The organism is Streptomyces sp. NPDC002935, assembly GCF_040611295.1.
GTDB lineage: Bacteria > Actinomycetota > Actinomycetes > Streptomycetales > Streptomycetaceae > Streptomyces.
Genome location: NZ_JBEXNW010000056.1, coordinates 1 through 16829 on the forward strand (window position 1 = coordinate 1; position 16829 = coordinate 16829).

At 68.3% G+C, this 16829-nt stretch carries 17 protein-coding genes; all 17 read left to right on the top strand.

All coding sequences use genetic code 11. The annotated features are described in order from the left end of the window. The first annotated feature begins 650 nt into the window (after positions 1-650). On the top strand, positions 651-1091 hold the full coding sequence (locus ABZX90_RS41315; RefSeq protein WP_355213429.1) for a DUF6093 family protein: 441 nt from the start codon (positions 651-653) through the stop codon (positions 1089-1091). Positions 1092-1094: 3 nt separating this feature from the next. Further along, positions 1095-1511 (top strand): DUF6093 family protein, encoded by a 417-nt coding sequence (locus ABZX90_RS41320; protein ID WP_355213430.1) that lies wholly within the window; start codon positions 1095-1097, stop codon positions 1509-1511. A gap of 35 nt (positions 1512-1546) precedes the next feature. Next, positions 1547-1942 (top strand): hypothetical protein, encoded by a 396-nt coding sequence (locus ABZX90_RS41325; RefSeq protein WP_355213431.1) that lies wholly within the window; start codon positions 1547-1549, stop codon positions 1940-1942. Continuing rightward, positions 1926-2360, top strand: a complete 435-nt coding sequence (locus ABZX90_RS41330) for an HK97 gp10 family phage protein (protein ID WP_355213432.1) — start codon at positions 1926-1928, stop codon at positions 2358-2360. Before ABZX90_RS41325 ends, ABZX90_RS41330 begins: the two co-directional genes overlap by 17 nt. 13 nt (positions 2361-2373) lie before the next feature. Beyond that, positions 2374-2817 (top strand): hypothetical protein, encoded by a 444-nt coding sequence (locus ABZX90_RS41335; protein WP_355213433.1) that lies wholly within the window; start codon positions 2374-2376, stop codon positions 2815-2817. Positions 2818-2959: 142 nt separating this feature from the next. Continuing rightward, positions 2960-3451, top strand: coding sequence for a hypothetical protein (locus tag ABZX90_RS41340; RefSeq protein WP_355213434.1), 492 nt, complete (start codon positions 2960-2962; stop codon positions 3449-3451). Positions 3452-3465: 14 nt separating this feature from the next. Next, the gene (locus ABZX90_RS41345) at positions 3466-4068 is read left to right on the top strand and encodes a hypothetical protein (RefSeq protein WP_355213435.1); all 603 of its coding nucleotides are present in this window, start codon (positions 3466-3468) and stop codon (positions 4066-4068) included. Positions 4069-4118: 50 nt separating this feature from the next. Further along, the gene (locus ABZX90_RS41350) at positions 4119-4400 is read left to right on the top strand and encodes a hypothetical protein (protein WP_355213436.1); all 282 of its coding nucleotides are present in this window, start codon (positions 4119-4121) and stop codon (positions 4398-4400) included. Continuing rightward, positions 4401-9200, top strand: coding sequence for a phage tail tape measure protein (locus tag ABZX90_RS41355; protein ID WP_355213437.1), 4800 nt, complete (start codon positions 4401-4403; stop codon positions 9198-9200). Continuing rightward, positions 9197-10093, top strand: coding sequence for a hypothetical protein (locus ABZX90_RS41360; RefSeq protein ID WP_355213438.1), 897 nt, complete (start codon positions 9197-9199; stop codon positions 10091-10093). Before ABZX90_RS41355 ends, ABZX90_RS41360 begins: the two co-directional genes overlap by 4 nt. A 10-nt stretch (positions 10094-10103) precedes the next feature. Beyond that, positions 10104-11036 (top strand): hypothetical protein, encoded by a 933-nt coding sequence (locus tag ABZX90_RS41365; protein ID WP_355213439.1) that lies wholly within the window; start codon positions 10104-10106, stop codon positions 11034-11036. 2 nt (positions 11037-11038) lie between these two features. Next, positions 11039-12127: a hypothetical protein gene (locus ABZX90_RS41370; RefSeq protein WP_355213440.1), complete on the top strand. Its 1089-nt coding sequence runs from the start codon at positions 11039-11041 to the stop codon at positions 12125-12127. Positions 12128-12132: 5 nt separating this feature from the next. Next, a complete protein-coding gene (locus tag ABZX90_RS41375; RefSeq protein WP_355213441.1) occupies positions 12133-14520 on the top strand; it encodes a hypothetical protein in 2388 nt (795 codons plus the stop codon). 272 nt (positions 14521-14792) lie between these two features. Next, on the top strand, positions 14793-15152 hold the full coding sequence (locus ABZX90_RS41380; protein WP_355213442.1) for a hypothetical protein: 360 nt from the start codon (positions 14793-14795) through the stop codon (positions 15150-15152). Between the two features lie 68 nt (positions 15153-15220). After that, the gene (locus ABZX90_RS41385; RefSeq protein ID WP_355213443.1) at positions 15221-16084 is read left to right on the top strand and encodes a glycoside hydrolase family 25 protein; all 864 of its coding nucleotides are present in this window, start codon (positions 15221-15223) and stop codon (positions 16082-16084) included. Positions 16085-16091: 7 nt separating this feature from the next. Next, on the top strand, positions 16092-16310 hold the full coding sequence (locus tag ABZX90_RS41390; RefSeq protein WP_355213444.1) for a hypothetical protein: 219 nt from the start codon (positions 16092-16094) through the stop codon (positions 16308-16310). 2 nt (positions 16311-16312) lie between these two features. Next, entirely contained in the window at positions 16313-16558 is a 246-nt protein-coding gene (locus ABZX90_RS41395) for a hypothetical protein (protein ID WP_355213445.1), read from the top strand. The last annotated feature ends 271 nt before the right edge of the window (positions 16559-16829 follow it).

Consider the following 16829-nt stretch of genomic DNA (forward strand, 5'->3'; position numbering starts at 1 on the left):
ACGCAAGCTCCGCTGCAGCACCAACCGGATCACCAACATCGTGAAGGCCGTCGTCGTCCTTCACCATGCCTCAACCTGAGGTTGGAAAGGGCTCATTGATCCTCGACCGTTTGCCACTGAACTTTGGCCGGTCGGCTACTGCCGGTCTGGCGCCTCGGAACGTCGAGCCCGAGATTCGCCCCGCTGAGGGTGATGACGAGCACCCACGTGCACACGGGGAGCGTGAGAACCACTCCGCCCTCCAGGAGGCATCCCATACCAAGGCCGAGCCCTTGCTCCGACCGGAGGGACTGCCGCCATACTGCTATCGCCGCCACCATGCCCAAGACACCCATGAAGCCCCCCGGCGCGAACGCCGGACACTCCGGCGTAACAGTCACGGTGCGCCGGTCCTCCCCGCACGAGTACGCCTACTCAACCCTGGCAAGCGGCAAGGACGAAGGGGCACGGGAACGACCAAGCCTTCGGCCGGGAGGTCGGGGGCGTCCGACCGGGCGCCGACGAAGAGAGCGGAACCACCGTGACCAGGGCGATCAAGGGGAACGGCACAGTGGGGCCATCTTCAGTGACAACCGGTCAAGGATCAGTGGCAGGGGACACCGAACCCGCCATAACGGGGGCTGTCCGCGACCCTCTCTACGCTCGAACGTATGAGCACTCCGCCGCCCTCAGAGGGGCTAACGCTTGCGGCCGTCGCCACCATCGTCGAGACGCGCATCCTTGTGGACACGGTTGAGATCTTCCGTCCGGGACCGCAAATCCTGAACCCGGACACTGGCGTCTACGAGCCCGGCCCAGACACGATCCTCTATCAGGACACCGGGGCGGTCTTTTCCCAAGGCGGCCCCGGTCTGGTCCTGTCCCTGGAAGGGCAGGCGTACGCCGACGACACCCGCAACCGCTACCGTCTGCTGACTCCGCTGGACGCGCCGCTCGCCTCACGGGACGACCATGTACGGGTCACCGTCGCCACTCAGGACCCTGGCCTGCTCAACCGGACGTGGCGGGTCCTGGACATCTCCGACGCGAACTCCCTCGCGATCGTCCGTACGACGTGGCTGGACGAGTCCACGCAGACGACGGGAGCGTGAGCAGTGGATATTGAGCAGGCACGCAACGACCTTGAGGCGCTGCTGACGGACACGGTGCGGATCTCCCGTACGGCCGGTCAGCCCGTCCTCGACCCGGATTCGGGGGAGCCCGGCGAGACTCCGACGAGTGTCGTGTACGAAGGGGCCGGTGCGGTGCTGTCGTCGCACGGGCAGATCGTGGTTGCTCAAATCCTCGGCTTTGACTGGCTGTCAGAGGGCGCAGCCTGGTATCGGCTGGTGACTCCGACTGCGACGCCAGTGGCCATGCCCGGCGACCTGGTGGAGGTCATCACTGAGGGTGCGGATGGCCGGACGGGACGCACCTGGCTGGCCGAGGACGCCACCGAGGCGTCCACGGTGGAGATCTGCCGCACCACCCGGCTCACGGAGCGGATCACCTTCGCCCCGTCCGCGATCTGAAGGGGCTGTCCGCGGCGGTCCGTAGGCTGATCGGTATGGATGATCAGCTGCGTCAGGTGCGGATCACCGCCGACCGGGCCGCCAGCACGGTGGCTCTCGACGGCCGCGATATCTCCTCCAAGGTCAACGGCTACCAGCTTCGCCAGTACGCCGGGGAGCCGGCGGAGCTGCTGCTGTCCCTGTCACCGCTCGTCAAGGACGAGTTCGACGGACTGGCCCGTGTCGTCGTTGGTGTGCTCCCTGATCCGGGCCCTGCCGCAGCAGGCTTCCTTTCGGCGATCGATGCGGGGGAGCTTGAGCGGCACGTGCTGTCCCGACACGACCTCATGGACGGCGGACCCAACGAGCTGACCCGGGCCATGCTGCTTCTCCTGCAGGAGTGGGCGTCGGGCAAGTGGCAGCCGGAGGTGACCGATGCCGTCCCCCAGTAGCCCGCACTTCGGCGCCCGTCCCGGCGCGGGCGCCTACAGCAACGCCGCTCAGGTCGCCGCAGCCCTGCAGGGGCGTGCCGAACTGGTGCTGCCACAGACGGTGTCAGTGGTGCGGCACTACGCGATGCTGCTGGAGACCCAGATCAAGGCGAACGCGAGCGGTAGGCCGGGTCCGAACGTGATCACGGGTGACTACCGGCGGTCGTGGACGCACGAGGTGCACGTGAGCGGCGACGTGGTGACCGGGGTCGTTGGCACCAACAAGCCGCAGGCGCGCCGCCTGGAGTACGGATTCATCGGGCCGGACAGTCTGGGCCGCAGATACGACCAGCCGCCTTACCCTCACGTCGGCCCGGCCGTGGAGACGGTGCGGCCCCTGTTCGTTGAGGCCCTCGGCCAGATCGCCGACGGGCAGTGAGGAGGATCATTAGATGAGCGTGTCGGGGCGTCAGGTGGCGCTCGCCGTGCAGACGATGCTGCAGACGGCCACCGCCCGCTCGTGCGGGTATGGGACTGCACCCACATCGACGTCGCAGCCGACGGGGAACACCATCCCGTACAGCGTGCTGTACGAGCTGGGGCAGACCTCCGGCATCGGCCCGTCGCTCGGGGACTCCGACGCGGACGCCCGAGTGCTGCTGCAGGTGTCATCGGTAGGCACAACCGCCGAGCAGGCGTCACTGCATGCCGACAAGGTGCGCCAGGCGTTCTTGGCGCGGGTGCCCGGCAGCGGACTGTTCCTTAACCCGATCAGCGTCGTGGGTGCGACGGTCATCGGCCGGGAGCTGGACCGCGAGGACGGGACCAGTGTCGTCAGCTCCACCTACACTTACGTGCAGCGATTCGTCCTGACGGTCTCGACACCGAACAGCTGATCGGATCACACCTCACCGCGGAGGCCCTCTCGCGGACGTCCGGCCACACGGCACGGGCTGACCCCCTGGCTCGCATCTGCGACCTGTTGGGGACGGGCCTCCGTGCATCCGGGGCCGGGGTCCCCGGAGAGCGAGAATCCCCTTGGGTACCACCCAGCAGCGGTTCATGCGCCGCGGCATCACGAAGATCTACTTCCTGAAGACGATCGCCGCCGCTACGAACGTGCCGATCCGCCCCGAGCTGACGGGCACCAACTCCACTGACCTGTCAGGTGTGATCGCCGACATCGCCGGATGGTCGCTGGCCAACTCCCCGATCGACACCCCTGACATGGGCTCGACCCTCACCACGAACATCCCGGGCGAGGACAAGGCCGACTCTTCCAGCCTCACCTTCTACGAGGACCAGGCGGCGGAGACCATCGAGACCCTTCTGTCGAAGGGCGCCGAGGGCTTCGTTGTCATCCTGCGCAAGGGCGACATCCCGGCGAGCAAGTCCATGGACATCTTCCCCGTGCGCGTCGCGGGCCGCGCCCCCGCCTACTCGACGGGCTCGGACCCGGCGAAGTTCACCGCCACCTTCGCCATCTCCGGGACGCCGACGCTCGACGCCGCCGTTCCGGCTTCCAACTGACCTGGGGATGCTGCATGACTACTGTCGTACCGCCGGCCGTCGCTGTCTCTAAGGACGCGCACTGGGCCGCGAAGATGGCCCGGCTGCGGGCCCGGAAGCTGCCCGAGCGCACTCTGTCGTTCTGTGACGACGAAGAGGTGAAGACGGCTGTCACTGATGCGGCGATGGCGCTCGCGAAAGCTCGCGCCGCGGCGATCACCGAGTGCGCTGAGCAGGGTATCTGCGAGGACCAGCGCGACGCATGGGTGGCCTCCAGCCCGCAAGTACTCGCCGCTGACGGGTCCCTGGACCAGGCGCAGGAGGCACTGGCGGAGGCGACGCTGACTCTGACCTTCCGGGCATTGCCCCGGCCTGTGTGGGAGCAGCTGCTGCGTGAGCACGCGCCGAGCGAGGCACAGGCCGACCAGGGCATGGAATACAACGTCGAGACCTTCCCGGCCGCCGCGATCTTCGCCTGCCACGTCGAACGCGACGAGGCAGGCGAAGAGGTGGAGGGCATGAGCGGTGCCGACGCTCAGGAGCTGCTGGACACGTGGGTGGATGCGGAAGCGAAAGCCCTGTTCACCGCAGTCATGCTCGTCAACCAGACGCTGCGCGTGGACCTGGGAAAAGGCTGATCTCCGAACCGGGCTTCCGGGCGGAGATGGAGCTGTGCCACACCTATGGAATGCCGCACAGCCAGTTCACGGGGGCCGGTGATGGGCGTTGGACGGCGCTGGACCGGTCGAAGGCGCTGGCGTGGCTCGTATACACGCGGGCGGTGTGCTCCGGGTGCGGCACCAGGGCGGGTGAGTGGCAGCCGGAACTGGGCGGGGACCGGTTCGCCTACGTCGCCGATGCGAGCACGTGTCCGGGGTGTGAGCTGCTGGCGATGGAGCGGGAGCAGGTACCGGACGGTCCGGAAGGACGCGGGGTCAAGATCGGGCTCAAGCCCAGGCGGGAGCAGTAGGTGAGCGGCAGCGCCTACAACCTGTACGTCAATCTGCAGGCGCAGACGGGCGGGCTGACGGGCGGTCTGAGGCAGTCCGCGACGCAGCTGCGCCAGTTCGACGGGCAGCTGCAGCAGGTCAACCAGACGCTGATGGAGACCGGGTCGGCCACGCAGCGACTGGCCCGGCTGCAGGCGTCCGCGTCGGCTGACGCAGTCCTGGGCCAGGCGCGTGTCACCGCAGCCCTGGAACGCACCGCGGCCGCGCAAAGGGCTGCCGCCGCAGCCGCCGAACGATCCGGCCGCGCCCAAGCCTTGTCCGCGAACCTCGCCGCGAAGGCGGAGAGAGAGCGGGCCGCGGCGGTCGCGGCCGGCGGGCGAACGCTGCGCGCTCAAGCGGTCGCACAGACCATGGCGGCCCGCGCCCAGGCCGCAACCGGGCGGGGCGCGGTCGCGGCACAGGCCACCGCGAACGCCGCGGCCGCGGCGGCGACACGGGCCGCGCAGGCGCAGACCGTGCAGGAGGAACGGGCGGTCGCCGCGCAGGCCGCTGCCGCCCGCGCAGCCGGGGTATCGACGCGGGCGACGCAGGCCCGGCAGGCGGCAGATGCTCGGGCCTTGCAGACGCTGGCCGCCCGCAACGAGGCGGAGGCTGCCGCGTCGGCGCGCGCTGCGGCCAACGCTGCTGCCGTGCGCCAGGCGGAGGCCGCCGCGCTCGCGGAGACCCGCGCGGCCACGCAGGCCCGGGTCGGCGGCTACCTGCGCACCGGACTGGTGCTGTCGGCGGTCCTCGGCGCGGGGGTAGTGGGGGCCGTGGCGCTGGAGAAGCACATGGCGAACGTCATGACGATTTCCCAGCAGATCAACGCGACGACGGTCAGCGGGTTCACCGACAAGATCGTGGATCTGTCGAAGGACATGACGCAGTCCGCGAACCAGCTCGCCGAGGGCCTGTACCAGGTCGTCTCGACGGGTTTCGACGGCTCGGACGCGATGACGATCCTCGGGGTGGCCGCGAAGGGTGCCAGCGCGGGCCTGACGACAACGGAGATCTCTGCGCGGGCCCTGCTGGGTGTGCTGAAGGCGTACGGACTGACAGCCGCGGATGCCAGCGGCGTCATGGACGTGATGTTCCAGACCGTCAACAAGGGCGTCATCAGCTTCGAGGAGTTGGCGCTGCACCTGGGCGACATCGTGCCGATGGCTGCTGCTGCCGGCATCAGGTTCGAGGACCTGGCCTCCGCGTACGCCGCGGTGACCCTCGCGGGCGTTCCTGCGGCGGAGTCGGCGACCGGCCTGAACATGCTGATGACCAGGCTGATGCAGCCGACCCGAGAACTGAGCGACTTGATGCGCAAGCTCGGCTACGAGTCGGCGGCCTCGGCGGTGCAGCAGGACGGCCTGTACGTCGTTGTGAACAAGGTGGCCAAGGCCACGCACGGCTCCGCTGAGGCAATCACCACCTTGTTCCACGATGTGCGGGCCTCCCGCGCGATGCTGGCCCTGGCCGCCAACGACGGCAAGAACTACGCCGACACCTACCAGGCCATCGCCAACGAGGTGGAGCGGGCCGGGGCCGCGCACAAGGCGTTCGAGATGCAGATCAACACCACCGCTGGCCAGTGGCAGATGTTCGTCAACCGCAGCAAGGCTCTGGGTATCGACCTCGGGCGGGCACTGCTGCCGGTACTGCAGAGCGTCGGCAACGCCCTGTCGGTGTTCGCTGGCACGATCGCAGACGCGCCGGGCCCGCTGAAGTCGGTCGGCGCTGGCCTGTTGGTGATATCGGCGTCCGGGGCGCTCGCCCTGGCCATGATCACGCGAATCACGGCGCAGTGGCAGACATTCCGGCTCGCTCAGGCTGAAGCTTCGGCAGGCGGCGCGGTCATGCCGGCGGTCCTCAAGGGCGCGGGCCTGGCGGTGTCGGGTCTGACGGCGCTGCTGGCGGTGGGTGTGCTCGCCTACTCGGCCTACTCCGCTTCCAAGGAACAGGCCAAGGCGGCAACCGACGACCTCGTGCAGGCTCTGCGCAGCGAGAGGGAGGAGGGGGATCAAGGAGCGGGTCTGCGGGCCCTGACCGAGTCGCTGACCAGCTCCGACGATGCCACAAAGCTCAAGAAGGCTGGCATCGACATGGCTTCCGCCTTGGACGCCATCACCTCCGGCGGCCGGAAGCTTGCAGATCTGAAGAAGGAGATCTGGCGGAACGCTTCCTTCTCCACGGTGGACGTGTCGGGTCAGGTGAGCACGACCCTGACCTCCGAGGGCCGAGGCGCGATGGACGCCCTCGACAAGCAGCACCGCATCTGGTCCGGCGCGGTGAAGAAGGAGGCCGAACTCGCTGCCGCGATGGAGATCGTCAACGCCAAGGTGCAGCAGGCGAAGGGCGGCGCGGCGAAGGCATGGACACTCGACGCTTTGGTGCCCACTGGCAAGGACGGGCTGCCGCAATACACCGATGAGATGAAGGCGATGGCGCAGGCCCTCGGCTCCATCGTCGACCCGGCTAAGGCATGGCAGGCGGCGCAGGACAAGGTGGCCAAGTCCAACAAGAACGCCACCGCGACGCTGCAGGACTATCTAAGAGAGCTGCGCGGCCAGTTGAAGGCGCAGCGCAGTTTCCAGGGCAACCTCAGCAAGCTGGCCGTGGCCGGGTACGGCGACCTCACTGACCACTTCGCCAAGCTCGGCGTGTCGTCGGCGCCGATCCTCGACGAGCTCGTGAAGCAGCTCAGCAAGGGCAAGACGAAGGTCGCCGACGAGCTGGAATCGATCATCACCGAGGCGGCGTCCCGCGCGCAGCCCGCGTTCCAGGCGGGACTAGCACAGTTGCCCGCGATCGCAGCCCGCTACGGCAAGAAGATCGCCAAGCAGTTCGCCGACGCCGCCGAGACCAACGACGCCCGCAAGTTCGGGCGAGTCATGCAGGCGATGGCCGTCTCCGACATGAGCCGCGCCGTGAAAGCGGGCAGCACGGCCGCCCGGACGCAGCTGCGGCGCGGCATGAGCCTGCTGGCACAGGTGGCCGCCGAGAAGGGCGCTGACGCGGCGACCGCACTGCAACAAGCCCTGCTGTCCGGGGACGTGACCACCGCCATGGACCAGATCCGAGCCATCTGGGGGGCGGACCCGCCGATCAGCGAGAAGGACCTGCAGAGCGTTGTGTCCGCGTTCCACACGGCGGGCGGCAAAGCCAAGGGCGAGTGGTCGGCGATGCTGGATCTGATCCAGCAGGTCGCCAAGACGAAAGGCACTGCAGCCGCCTCAGCCCTGACCTCCGCTCTGCTGTCCGGGGACATGGCAGCCGTCCAGGCGCAGTTGGATGCGATCGGCGCGAGCGTGCGGGAGATCCCCGGCACCAAGAACATCTCCGTCAGCGTGGACCCGCCAGCGCCGGTGTCAGTGACCGTGATCCCGCGTATTGGGGCCGGGCCCCTCGCCAACAAGCCGATGCCACAGGCCGATGGCTCCATGCTGTCGTTCTACGCTGGCGGCGGCCTGCGAGAACGGCATGTGGCGCAGGTCGCCCCGCGGGGAGCGTGGCGGGTGTGGGCCGAGCCGGAGACCGGCGGGGAGGCGTACATCCCCCTGGCCGCGTCCAAGCGGGCCCGTTCCAAGGAGATCCTCGACCAGGTGGCGCACCGGTTCGGGGCGACCGTCCAGTACCACGCCGACGGCGGCCTCTCGAACTGGTCGTACACGCCAGCGGGCGGCATGGACGGCGTGATCTCCCTGTCGTCCATCGCGTCGGACTCGATGAACAAGAACGGCACCGCCCTCGATCTGGGCAAGTTCTCGAAGAACCTGCACAAGTCGGTGGTGGAGGCGCAGCGGTGGCGTAAGGACCTGGCGACGGTTGCCCGCCGCGCCGGCCAGGACGTCGCCGATGCGCTGGAGGCGATGGGCTCCGAGGGCATCAGCCTGACGCACAAGATGGCCACCGGCAGCTCGAAGTACCTCAAGAGCATGTCGGCCGACTTGAAGAAGCTGGCCGAGGCAGCGAAAGCCTCCCTGTCCGACTACACCAGCCAGCTCGGCGGGGCGACGAAGCAGACGTCCGAGTTCCAGAAGAACCTGGCCAAGCTGGCGGCCGAGGGCTATGGGGACCTGGCGGCCAGACTGGCCGCGCAGGGCGACCAGGCCGCGCAGGACCTTGCGGCGCAGGCCGTCAAGAGCAAGAAGGGCGCCGCGAAGGCCGACAAAGCGTCGAAGGCCGCGTCGGCGACGCTGTCCGACGAGGACCTGGCCGACCTGCTGACGATCATTGCCGCGGTCAAGACGAACAAGACGGGCATCCACCAGGTCGCCGACGCCACCAAGCTTGGCGAGGACCGGATCATCGAGGTCGCCAACGCGGGCAAGTCCCAGCTGCAGAAAGCCCTCGGTTCTCGGGCCGGCCGACTGCTTGCCGACCTGGGGCGAGCCAACAAGGGTCTCTCGTACGCGTCGGGTGGCGTGCTGACGCCTGGCCTGTACGCGACGAGCAACGGCCTGGTGCGGTTCGCCGAGCCCTCCACCGGCGGCGAGGCGTACATCCCGCTCGGGCAGAACTGGCGGCAGCCGGCGACGCAGGTACTCGAGGACGTCGCCCACCGCTTCGGCTACACGCTGACTGCTCAGGGGGTGACCGGGCCCACGCGTGTGGACGCCCATCCGTCCGGCGGGGTGCAGGTCGTGGTGGTGAAGGAGATGAGCAGGCCACTCATCGGCCACATGCCGGTGACGGTCACCGCCGGTACGGACGGTCGCGGGGCGGCACAGGAGATGGGCGCGGAGGTGATGCGCCGTCTTCGGGCCGCGCAGCGAGGAGGCAAGGTGTGACGGCTCTCGGCGACTACCAGCTTGATGTCGGCGGACTGGTGATCGGAACGGGCACGCTGCTGCCGGTCGGGGAGGTCACCGGCCTGGGTGCTCCCGACCGGCGCACCGCCGACGTCGACAATCCCAGCGACGACGGCGGGTTTCCGGGAGTGGACCTGTTTGGCTCGCGCACGGTGTCGATCGAGGCAGGTATCCGCACTCCTGACGATCCGGGCGCGGCCCTCGATCTCCTTGCCCAGCTGCAGCAGGTCACCGGAGCCGACAGCATCCGCAAGACGGCGGGGTCGCTGGCCGTGCTGCGGGCCAAGTGGCCTGGCCGGGACGTGAAGCGCCTGTACGGCAGGTGGCGGCGGGTGGAGGCCGTGTCGATGTCGCAGGCCCTGTATGGGTGGATTCCGCTCACGCTGGAGTTCGCGGCGACGGATCCGCGCTGGCATGCCGACGCCGCGCAGCGCCTGGTGCTGCCGCTGGACATCTCGAACGACTCGCAGGGGTTCACGGCCCCCGTGGAGGCCCCGATCACCACCGGGGTTTCTGATCCGTCGGAGCGGCCCGGCTGGGTGACCAACGGTGGTGACGTGGCCGCGTGGCCACAGCTGCGCATCGACGGGCCGGTCACTAATCCCAAGGTGTGGGTGGTGGGGACCGGCCGCTACCTGCAGTTGCAGACGAGCCTCGTCGCGGGGGAGCGGATCGACATCGACACCCGGCCCGGGACCCGCTGGGTGCTGCGTAACAGGTCCGGTAACGCGGCGCCGGCGCTGACTTCGGGGTCCCGTCTGGACCTGTTCCAGATCCCGCCGAGGACGAGCGAGATCCGGTGGACCGCCACCGATTACACGAACACCTGCCGCCTGACCCTGTCGTGGCGCGACGCCTACACCGCCCTGTGAGGACACCGAGATGACGCTGATTCAGCCCCCGATGATGGTCAACGGCGGCAAGCATCCCGCCCGCACCATGCGCATGATGATCCGCGACCTGTCGCGCGGGTCGCAGGGCGTGACCGAGTACAACGACCTGAAAGTCACTCAGCAGACGACCCCGGGTGCCGGGGTCCAGGTCGGCGACGGCTCCGGGGTGGTGCGCGGTGCCTCCTGGGGGCAGGGCTCCTACACCCAGTACAACGTGGGAACGGCGCCGGTGAACATCGCCCCGACCGGGGCGCAGGGCCGCACCGACATGGTGGTGCTGCGGGTCCTGGACCCCGAGTACGAGGGCAGCCTGGACCCGGCCAAGGACGACATCGGCTTTTTCTCTGTCGTCTCCAACGTGTCGGCGGCGGCAACCCAGCCGCCGGCGGGGATGACCGCGATTCCGCTCGCGCGGATCACGCTTCCCCCGAACTGCGCCACCGTCACCAACACGATGGTCACGGACCTGAGGACGATCGCCAACCCCCGCCGAACCCGGAAGCTGCAGACTGCTTTCCCCGGCACAACGCTGAACCGGCTCGTGTACCAGGACAATCACTGGCACACCTGGCCGGTGGCGGCTCACTGGACCATCGACGTGCCGCCGTGGGCGGTCACCGCGAAGATCGTGACCACCATCGCCGGACTGCGTCTGGACAGCGCCGACGTCTTCGCCCACATGCAGCAGGTGTTCGGGACCACGCAGGGCCAGGACACGATCATCGACGACGACCAGGGCGCCAACACCCGCCGTAACACCGTCGTGCTCGCCGACAGCCTGACCATTCCTGCCGCGATGCGCGGCACCATCCAGGTCTTGTATCTGCAGACCTTCATGTCCAAGGCCGAGACCGGGAACCTCGGCGTGGACGGCGGCACCTCCCTCATCACGGACGTGGAGTTCGAAGAGGGCGTGATCTGACGGTGCACTCCTACCGCTACCTGACCTGCGATGCAGTCAGCGGGAGCGTCCTGGCCTGGGATCTGCCGCTGACCGGCGTCACCTACGGCCCGGAGCTGAACGGGCCCGGGGGGCTGCAGGCCACTCTGGAGCCGCATCTGGCGCATGTCCTGGACAGCATGGTCGACCCCGGCAACACGCTGATCTTCGCCGAACGGGACTCCAAGCTGATGTGGGGCGGCCTGATCTGGCGGGCCGAGCCGGAGGGCGGCAAGTACCCGATCGAGGCCGCCGGGTTTGGCTCCTACCTGAACAAACGCTACGACCTGCACGGCAACCTCGACGGCCGCGGCCCCTACACGTACGGCGACCCGTGCAAGGTGATCGGGGACGTATGGGCGTACTGCCAGGCGCAGCCGGACGGCAACCTGGGTGTGGTCGTCGACTCCACCGCCTCCAAGGCGACGATCGGCACCCCGGAGGAGCCGTACGCGTCCACCTGGTGGGAGTCCCGCGCGCTGGCCGACATCGTCGCCGACGCGGTCGGCGTGTTCGGTGGGCCGGAGTGGACCGAGCAGGTGGCCTGGGTGGGCGGACAACCCGAGCGGCGCATCCGTCTCGGCTGGCCCCGCCTGGGCGCACGCCGCACGGACGTGTCGGTCACCAGCGGCGTGAACATCGCCGACCTGATACCGGTCACCTACGACGGCGACAGGTACGCGCAAGTCGTAGTCGCTCTCGGATCGGGGGAGGGGCAGGCCCGGCGGCGCGCCACCGATGCCGTACGGGATGGGCGGCTGCGCCTGGAGGACGTGCTCGATCTGCCCACCGTCAAAGGGCAGGACCAGCTTGCGGCGAAGGCCCGCGCGGGCCGGATCGCCCGTCAGCACCGCGGCTCGATCGAGCAGGTCGACATCATCGACCACCCCGCCGCCCGCTTCGGCTCGTTCCAGGTGGGCGACGACGTGTGGGTGCAGGTCCACGACGAGTGGACCGACTACGACGGTTGGGCGCGGGTGACCGGATGGACACTCACGCCGGCGCAGGGGGACCAGCAGGAACGGATGACGGTGGGCCTCGCGCCCGCCGACTCCTTCACCTATGGAGGCTGAACCCTTTGGCTGACACGCTCGCCGTTCTCGCGGCGAGAATCGCGAACCTGGAGCGTCTGGTGCGTGACCTGTCGCGTACCAGTCGCCTGGCGAACTCCTCAATCGAGAACGGCTCCATCGCCGTCTACGACGACGGCGGCCTGCTGCGCGGCAGCATCGGCATACAGCCGGACGGCACAGTGGCGCTGGCCGCCGTCAACGGACCCACTCCGCCTGTTCCCACCGCCCCCACCACCGCCTCCGTCCGTGGGGGTGTCGCCGTCTCCTGGGACGGGAAGTTCACCGACGGCAGCCAGGCCCCGGCCGACTTCGCCAGTGTGGAGGTCCACTTCTCCACCGGCGCCGACTTCCCCAATGGCGGCTCCCTTTTCGCCGCGTTCTACTCGGCGCAGGGCCAGACGATGACCGTGCCTGCTGGCGGTCCGGTGTGGGTGCGCCTTGTGTGCGTGTCGACGTCCGGTAAGGCCTCCGAACCGTCCGCTGCGGCGGGTCCGGCCGGTCCGTCCCCGGTGGTCGCGCAGGAGGTGTTGGCCGGCGTCATTACCGAACTGTCGCTGGCCGACGGGGCGGTCACGCGGGCCAAGATCGAGGCGGGGGCGGTGGACGGTACCGTTCTGGCCGATGGCGCGGTCACCACGCCGAAGCTGGTTGCGGGTGAGATCAACGGCCTCGTGCTTGCCGCCGGGACGGTCAACGCCGACCGGCTCGTTGCCGCAAGCATCACCGCCGCCCAGATCAAGGCACTGAGCCTCACCGGTGACCGGCTCGTCGCCAATACGGTCACCGCTGACCAGCTGGCAGCCGGGACGATCACGGCAGCGTCGGGTGTGATCTCCTCGATCGACGCCACTGTGATCACCGTCGGGAAGATCAAGGCGACGCAGATCGACGCGACGAACCTGGTGATCTCGGCCGCCAACGTCAATGGCACGGTCACCTCCGCCAGTACGGCGGGCAGCGCCAGCACGGTGACCGACTCCATCGGGGCCGGTGTGACCCTGCCGCCTACTCAGATGGGCGCTGGGCAGATCCCGCAGACCACCACGATCAACGGCGGGTCCATTCTCACAGGCACTCTGGATGCGACCAGCATCAAGGCCGGGACCATCTCCGTTGACCGCCTGTCGGCCGGTCTGGCCGGGCAAGTCGGACAGAAGTGGTACGACTTCGGTGACTCGGCGCCGGCTTGGCAGAATCCAGGCGGCACGATGACCACAGTCGCCGTGGCGGACGCGCAATCCGGCGGCAGCGTCATGCGATGCGTCGGCTACGTGCAGGGCGCCTACCGGCCCGACGTGAAGATCCCCTTCGACCCGGCGGTGACGTACCGGGTCAGTCTGCGAATACGGCAGACCGTCGCCAACTCGACCCCCGGCACGAACCAGACGCTGTATGCAGGAGTGGCGGGCCTGGCGGGCGACGGCGTGACCTTCGTCAACAACACCGGCGCCAACTCGAAGTCCAGCCAGTTCTATGTGTCTGCCGACGGTCAGCAGTTGGTCGCCGGCGCAGGCTGGGTGACGTACACCGGCTACATCAAGGGCACCGCGACCAGCCCGGTCAGAACAGTGGCAGCAAACGCCAATGCGCCCGCTCAACTGCACTCCAGCGTCCGCTACCTCACGCCGTTCATGTACGCCAACTACCAGAACGGTACGGGCACGGTCGAGGTGGACATGTTCGCCATCGAGGTCGTGGAGTCCGGCGGCATCACCGCGAGCAACATCAAGGCCGGTGCCATCGACGGGCAGACGATCACCGGTGCCGTCGTGCGGGCCGTGCGCAGCGACGGCTCAGTGGCCGCGCTGATGGCGCCCGACCTCGGCGACGGCAGCGCCGGATTCCTGACCACCTCCGCCGATGGCCAGAGGTTCGCACGGCTGGAATCCGGGGAGTTGATCTTCGGTGTTGCGGGTGTGGACCAGCTCATCCCCACCGGCATTCAGGCCCAGGTTTCCGGTGCCACTTTGGATATCCAGTCCGGCGCCATCGGCACCGGGGCTCAGGCCCACATCATTCTCGCCAGCGCGGACAGTCCGCTCGCCTCAGGAGACGGCGCACCGTTCATCTCCCTGGAGTGGGACGGCGACAGCGGTCCCAGTAACTCGGACATGGTGGTCGACGTGGGCGGGTTGCTCAAGCCCAGGAACTTCCTTTGGGGGCGCGTCACGATCACGCCCTCGGCGTCCAACACACCGACATCCCTGACCGTGACCGGGCTCAACATCCGAGGCAAAACCTTTCGCGGCCTGGCCTCGGCGGTCACAACCGTCCCCGGAACACAGGTTCTCGGGGTCGGCTGTTCAAGCGTCACCGCGGTGTCCGCCACGTTCTGGGTGACGCGAACGAATACGACCCCGACTGCTATCGACTACCTACTGATTGGAGGCTGACATGCCCGGCGAAGAGCAGCCCGTTCTTGTGTCCGCCACCTGCCACACCGATGCATGCCCTGTGAGCGGGGTGACGTTCACCGGAGTGCCCATGTACCCCACCCCGGAGGCGCCGGTCTACAACGCCGTGTGCGGACAGTGCGGCAAGGCGGTCACCGACATCGTGCCGGTCACGCCCTGACTGCGCGGCAGCCGTCGCAACCTGACGGCGCGTCCTCGCATGCCCGTAGACTCATGGACGGCGCGGGGCACGCCTATCCAAGGAGTGCGCGGTGACACAGCCGCCGAGTGCCGAGCCCACCCTGTGGGAACTGCACCGCGCCATGGCGCAGTTGCGTGAGGACCAGCGCGGCGGGATCGCCCAACTCCGTGTTGACCTGCGTGCCGACCTCGCCGCGCTGGCCGGGCGCTTGGACCAGGTCGTCACAGAAGACGTCTATCGGGCCGACCAGCGCACCGTGCTCCAGCGTCTGGAGATCCTGGAGCGCGATCTCACCGCCGCGCAGCGGCAGCGCGAAGAGGACCAGGCTCATCAGACCACAAACCGCCGCCTGATCATCTCCGCGTTCGTCGCCCCTCTAGTGGTCTACGCACTCCAGCTATGGCAGGCATCGCGCGGTGCCAGCCCGTAGGAGGCGGGCCGCAGGACGAAGAACGACATCATCGATTCAGGCGCGGGGGAGAAGGCAGTACGCGCCCGATGACAGTAAGAGGAGTCGACGTCGCCTCGTACCAGGCGACCGACTACAGCACTCGCGGACTCGATTTCGCGTTCATCAAGATCACCGAGGGCACCACCTATACGAATCCGAAGTGGGTCGCGGAGCGCAAGACTGCCCGCGATGCCGGCCTGGTCACCGGCTTCTACCACTTCATCCGGCCTGGCGACGTAACCAAGCAAGCCGACTACTTCCTGTCGAAGATCACACTTCGCGCCGGCGACATTCTCGCCCTCGACTGGGAAGACCCAGGGGTGAGTTGCGCCCAGAAGGACGGCTGGATCCGCTACGTCCAGAAGAAGGCGCCCGGTCACCGGGTGATCCTCTACTGCAACTACGACTTCTGGACCAACCGCGACACGACCTCGTTCGCGGGTGACGGCCTGTGGATCGCCCATTACAACGGCAAGCCCGGGCACCCCGGCATCAAGGCGTCGTGGCGTTTCCACCAGTACACCAGCACCCCGATCGACACGAACGTCGGCAACTTCACGGACAAGGCCGCGCTCCGTGCCTGGGCCGGGCCTTCGTCCAGCGGAACCGGATCGACGCCCAAGCCGAAACCGTCCAAGCCCGCGTACGTTCCGCCGGCGTTCCCGGCCCGGCTCGCGCCCGGCAAGAGCAGCCCGTCGGCGAAACCGCTGCAGAAGGCACTGCGCGCCGCCGGGTTCCTGCCCATCAAGGAAGCGGACCTGTCGGACACGTACGGCCCGCGCACAGAGGCCGGTGTGGGCCGCTTCTTCGATGCGCACCCGCAGTTCCGCGCCAAGGGCAAGCCGCACGATGTGGCGATCGGACCGCACGGCTGGGCGTTCCTCTTCATCCTCGCCTACGGCCGTAAGTGAGAACCCGGTGGATGCCGCAGACGTCATTCGGCGGTTCACGTTCCATCCGGCCGAGACCGCCGAGCGCCGCCAGGCCCACGAGGACATTCGGTCCGGGTGCCTGGTGCTGGCGCTGATGCTGCACGCGGAACTGCCCGCCGGCGCGGAGAAGCAGGCGGCGATGTTCCGTCTCGAAGAGGCCATGTTCTGGGCGACCGCTGCGATCGCCCGCCAATCAAGGGAGTGAGAGTGCTTTACAACTATCTGCTGTCGGTGGTGCGGACCTTCGGTCCGGTCGTCGCCGGTTGGCTGATCACCCAGGCGCTGCGCCTGGGCGTGCACCTGGACGGTCCCGAGCTGGTGTCGCTGATGACAGCAGGGTTCGCCATGGCCTACTACACGGTGTTCCGTCTGGCAGAGCTGCACCTCAGCCGCCGCTTCGGGTGGATGCTGGGCTGGGCGGCGCCGCCCGACTACCAGAACCCACAGGGCTGAGACGGCCCCGGAAACGACCAAGACCCCCACTGCCCAGTGGGGGCCTTGACCTCTTGGAGGGCTCAAGCCTAGAGCGTGCTTGCCGTCCTCGTCGCCTCATTCGTGGCTGTCGCTGGCCTGTGGTATTCGAACGTGCAGAACCGCCAGGCGAACGACAACGCCCGTCAGGACAGGGCGCTTGCTAAAGAAGGTCAGATCACCGATCGATACACCGCGGCAGTGACCAACCTGGGCGAGGACAAGCTCGACGTACGCCTGGGTGGCATCTACG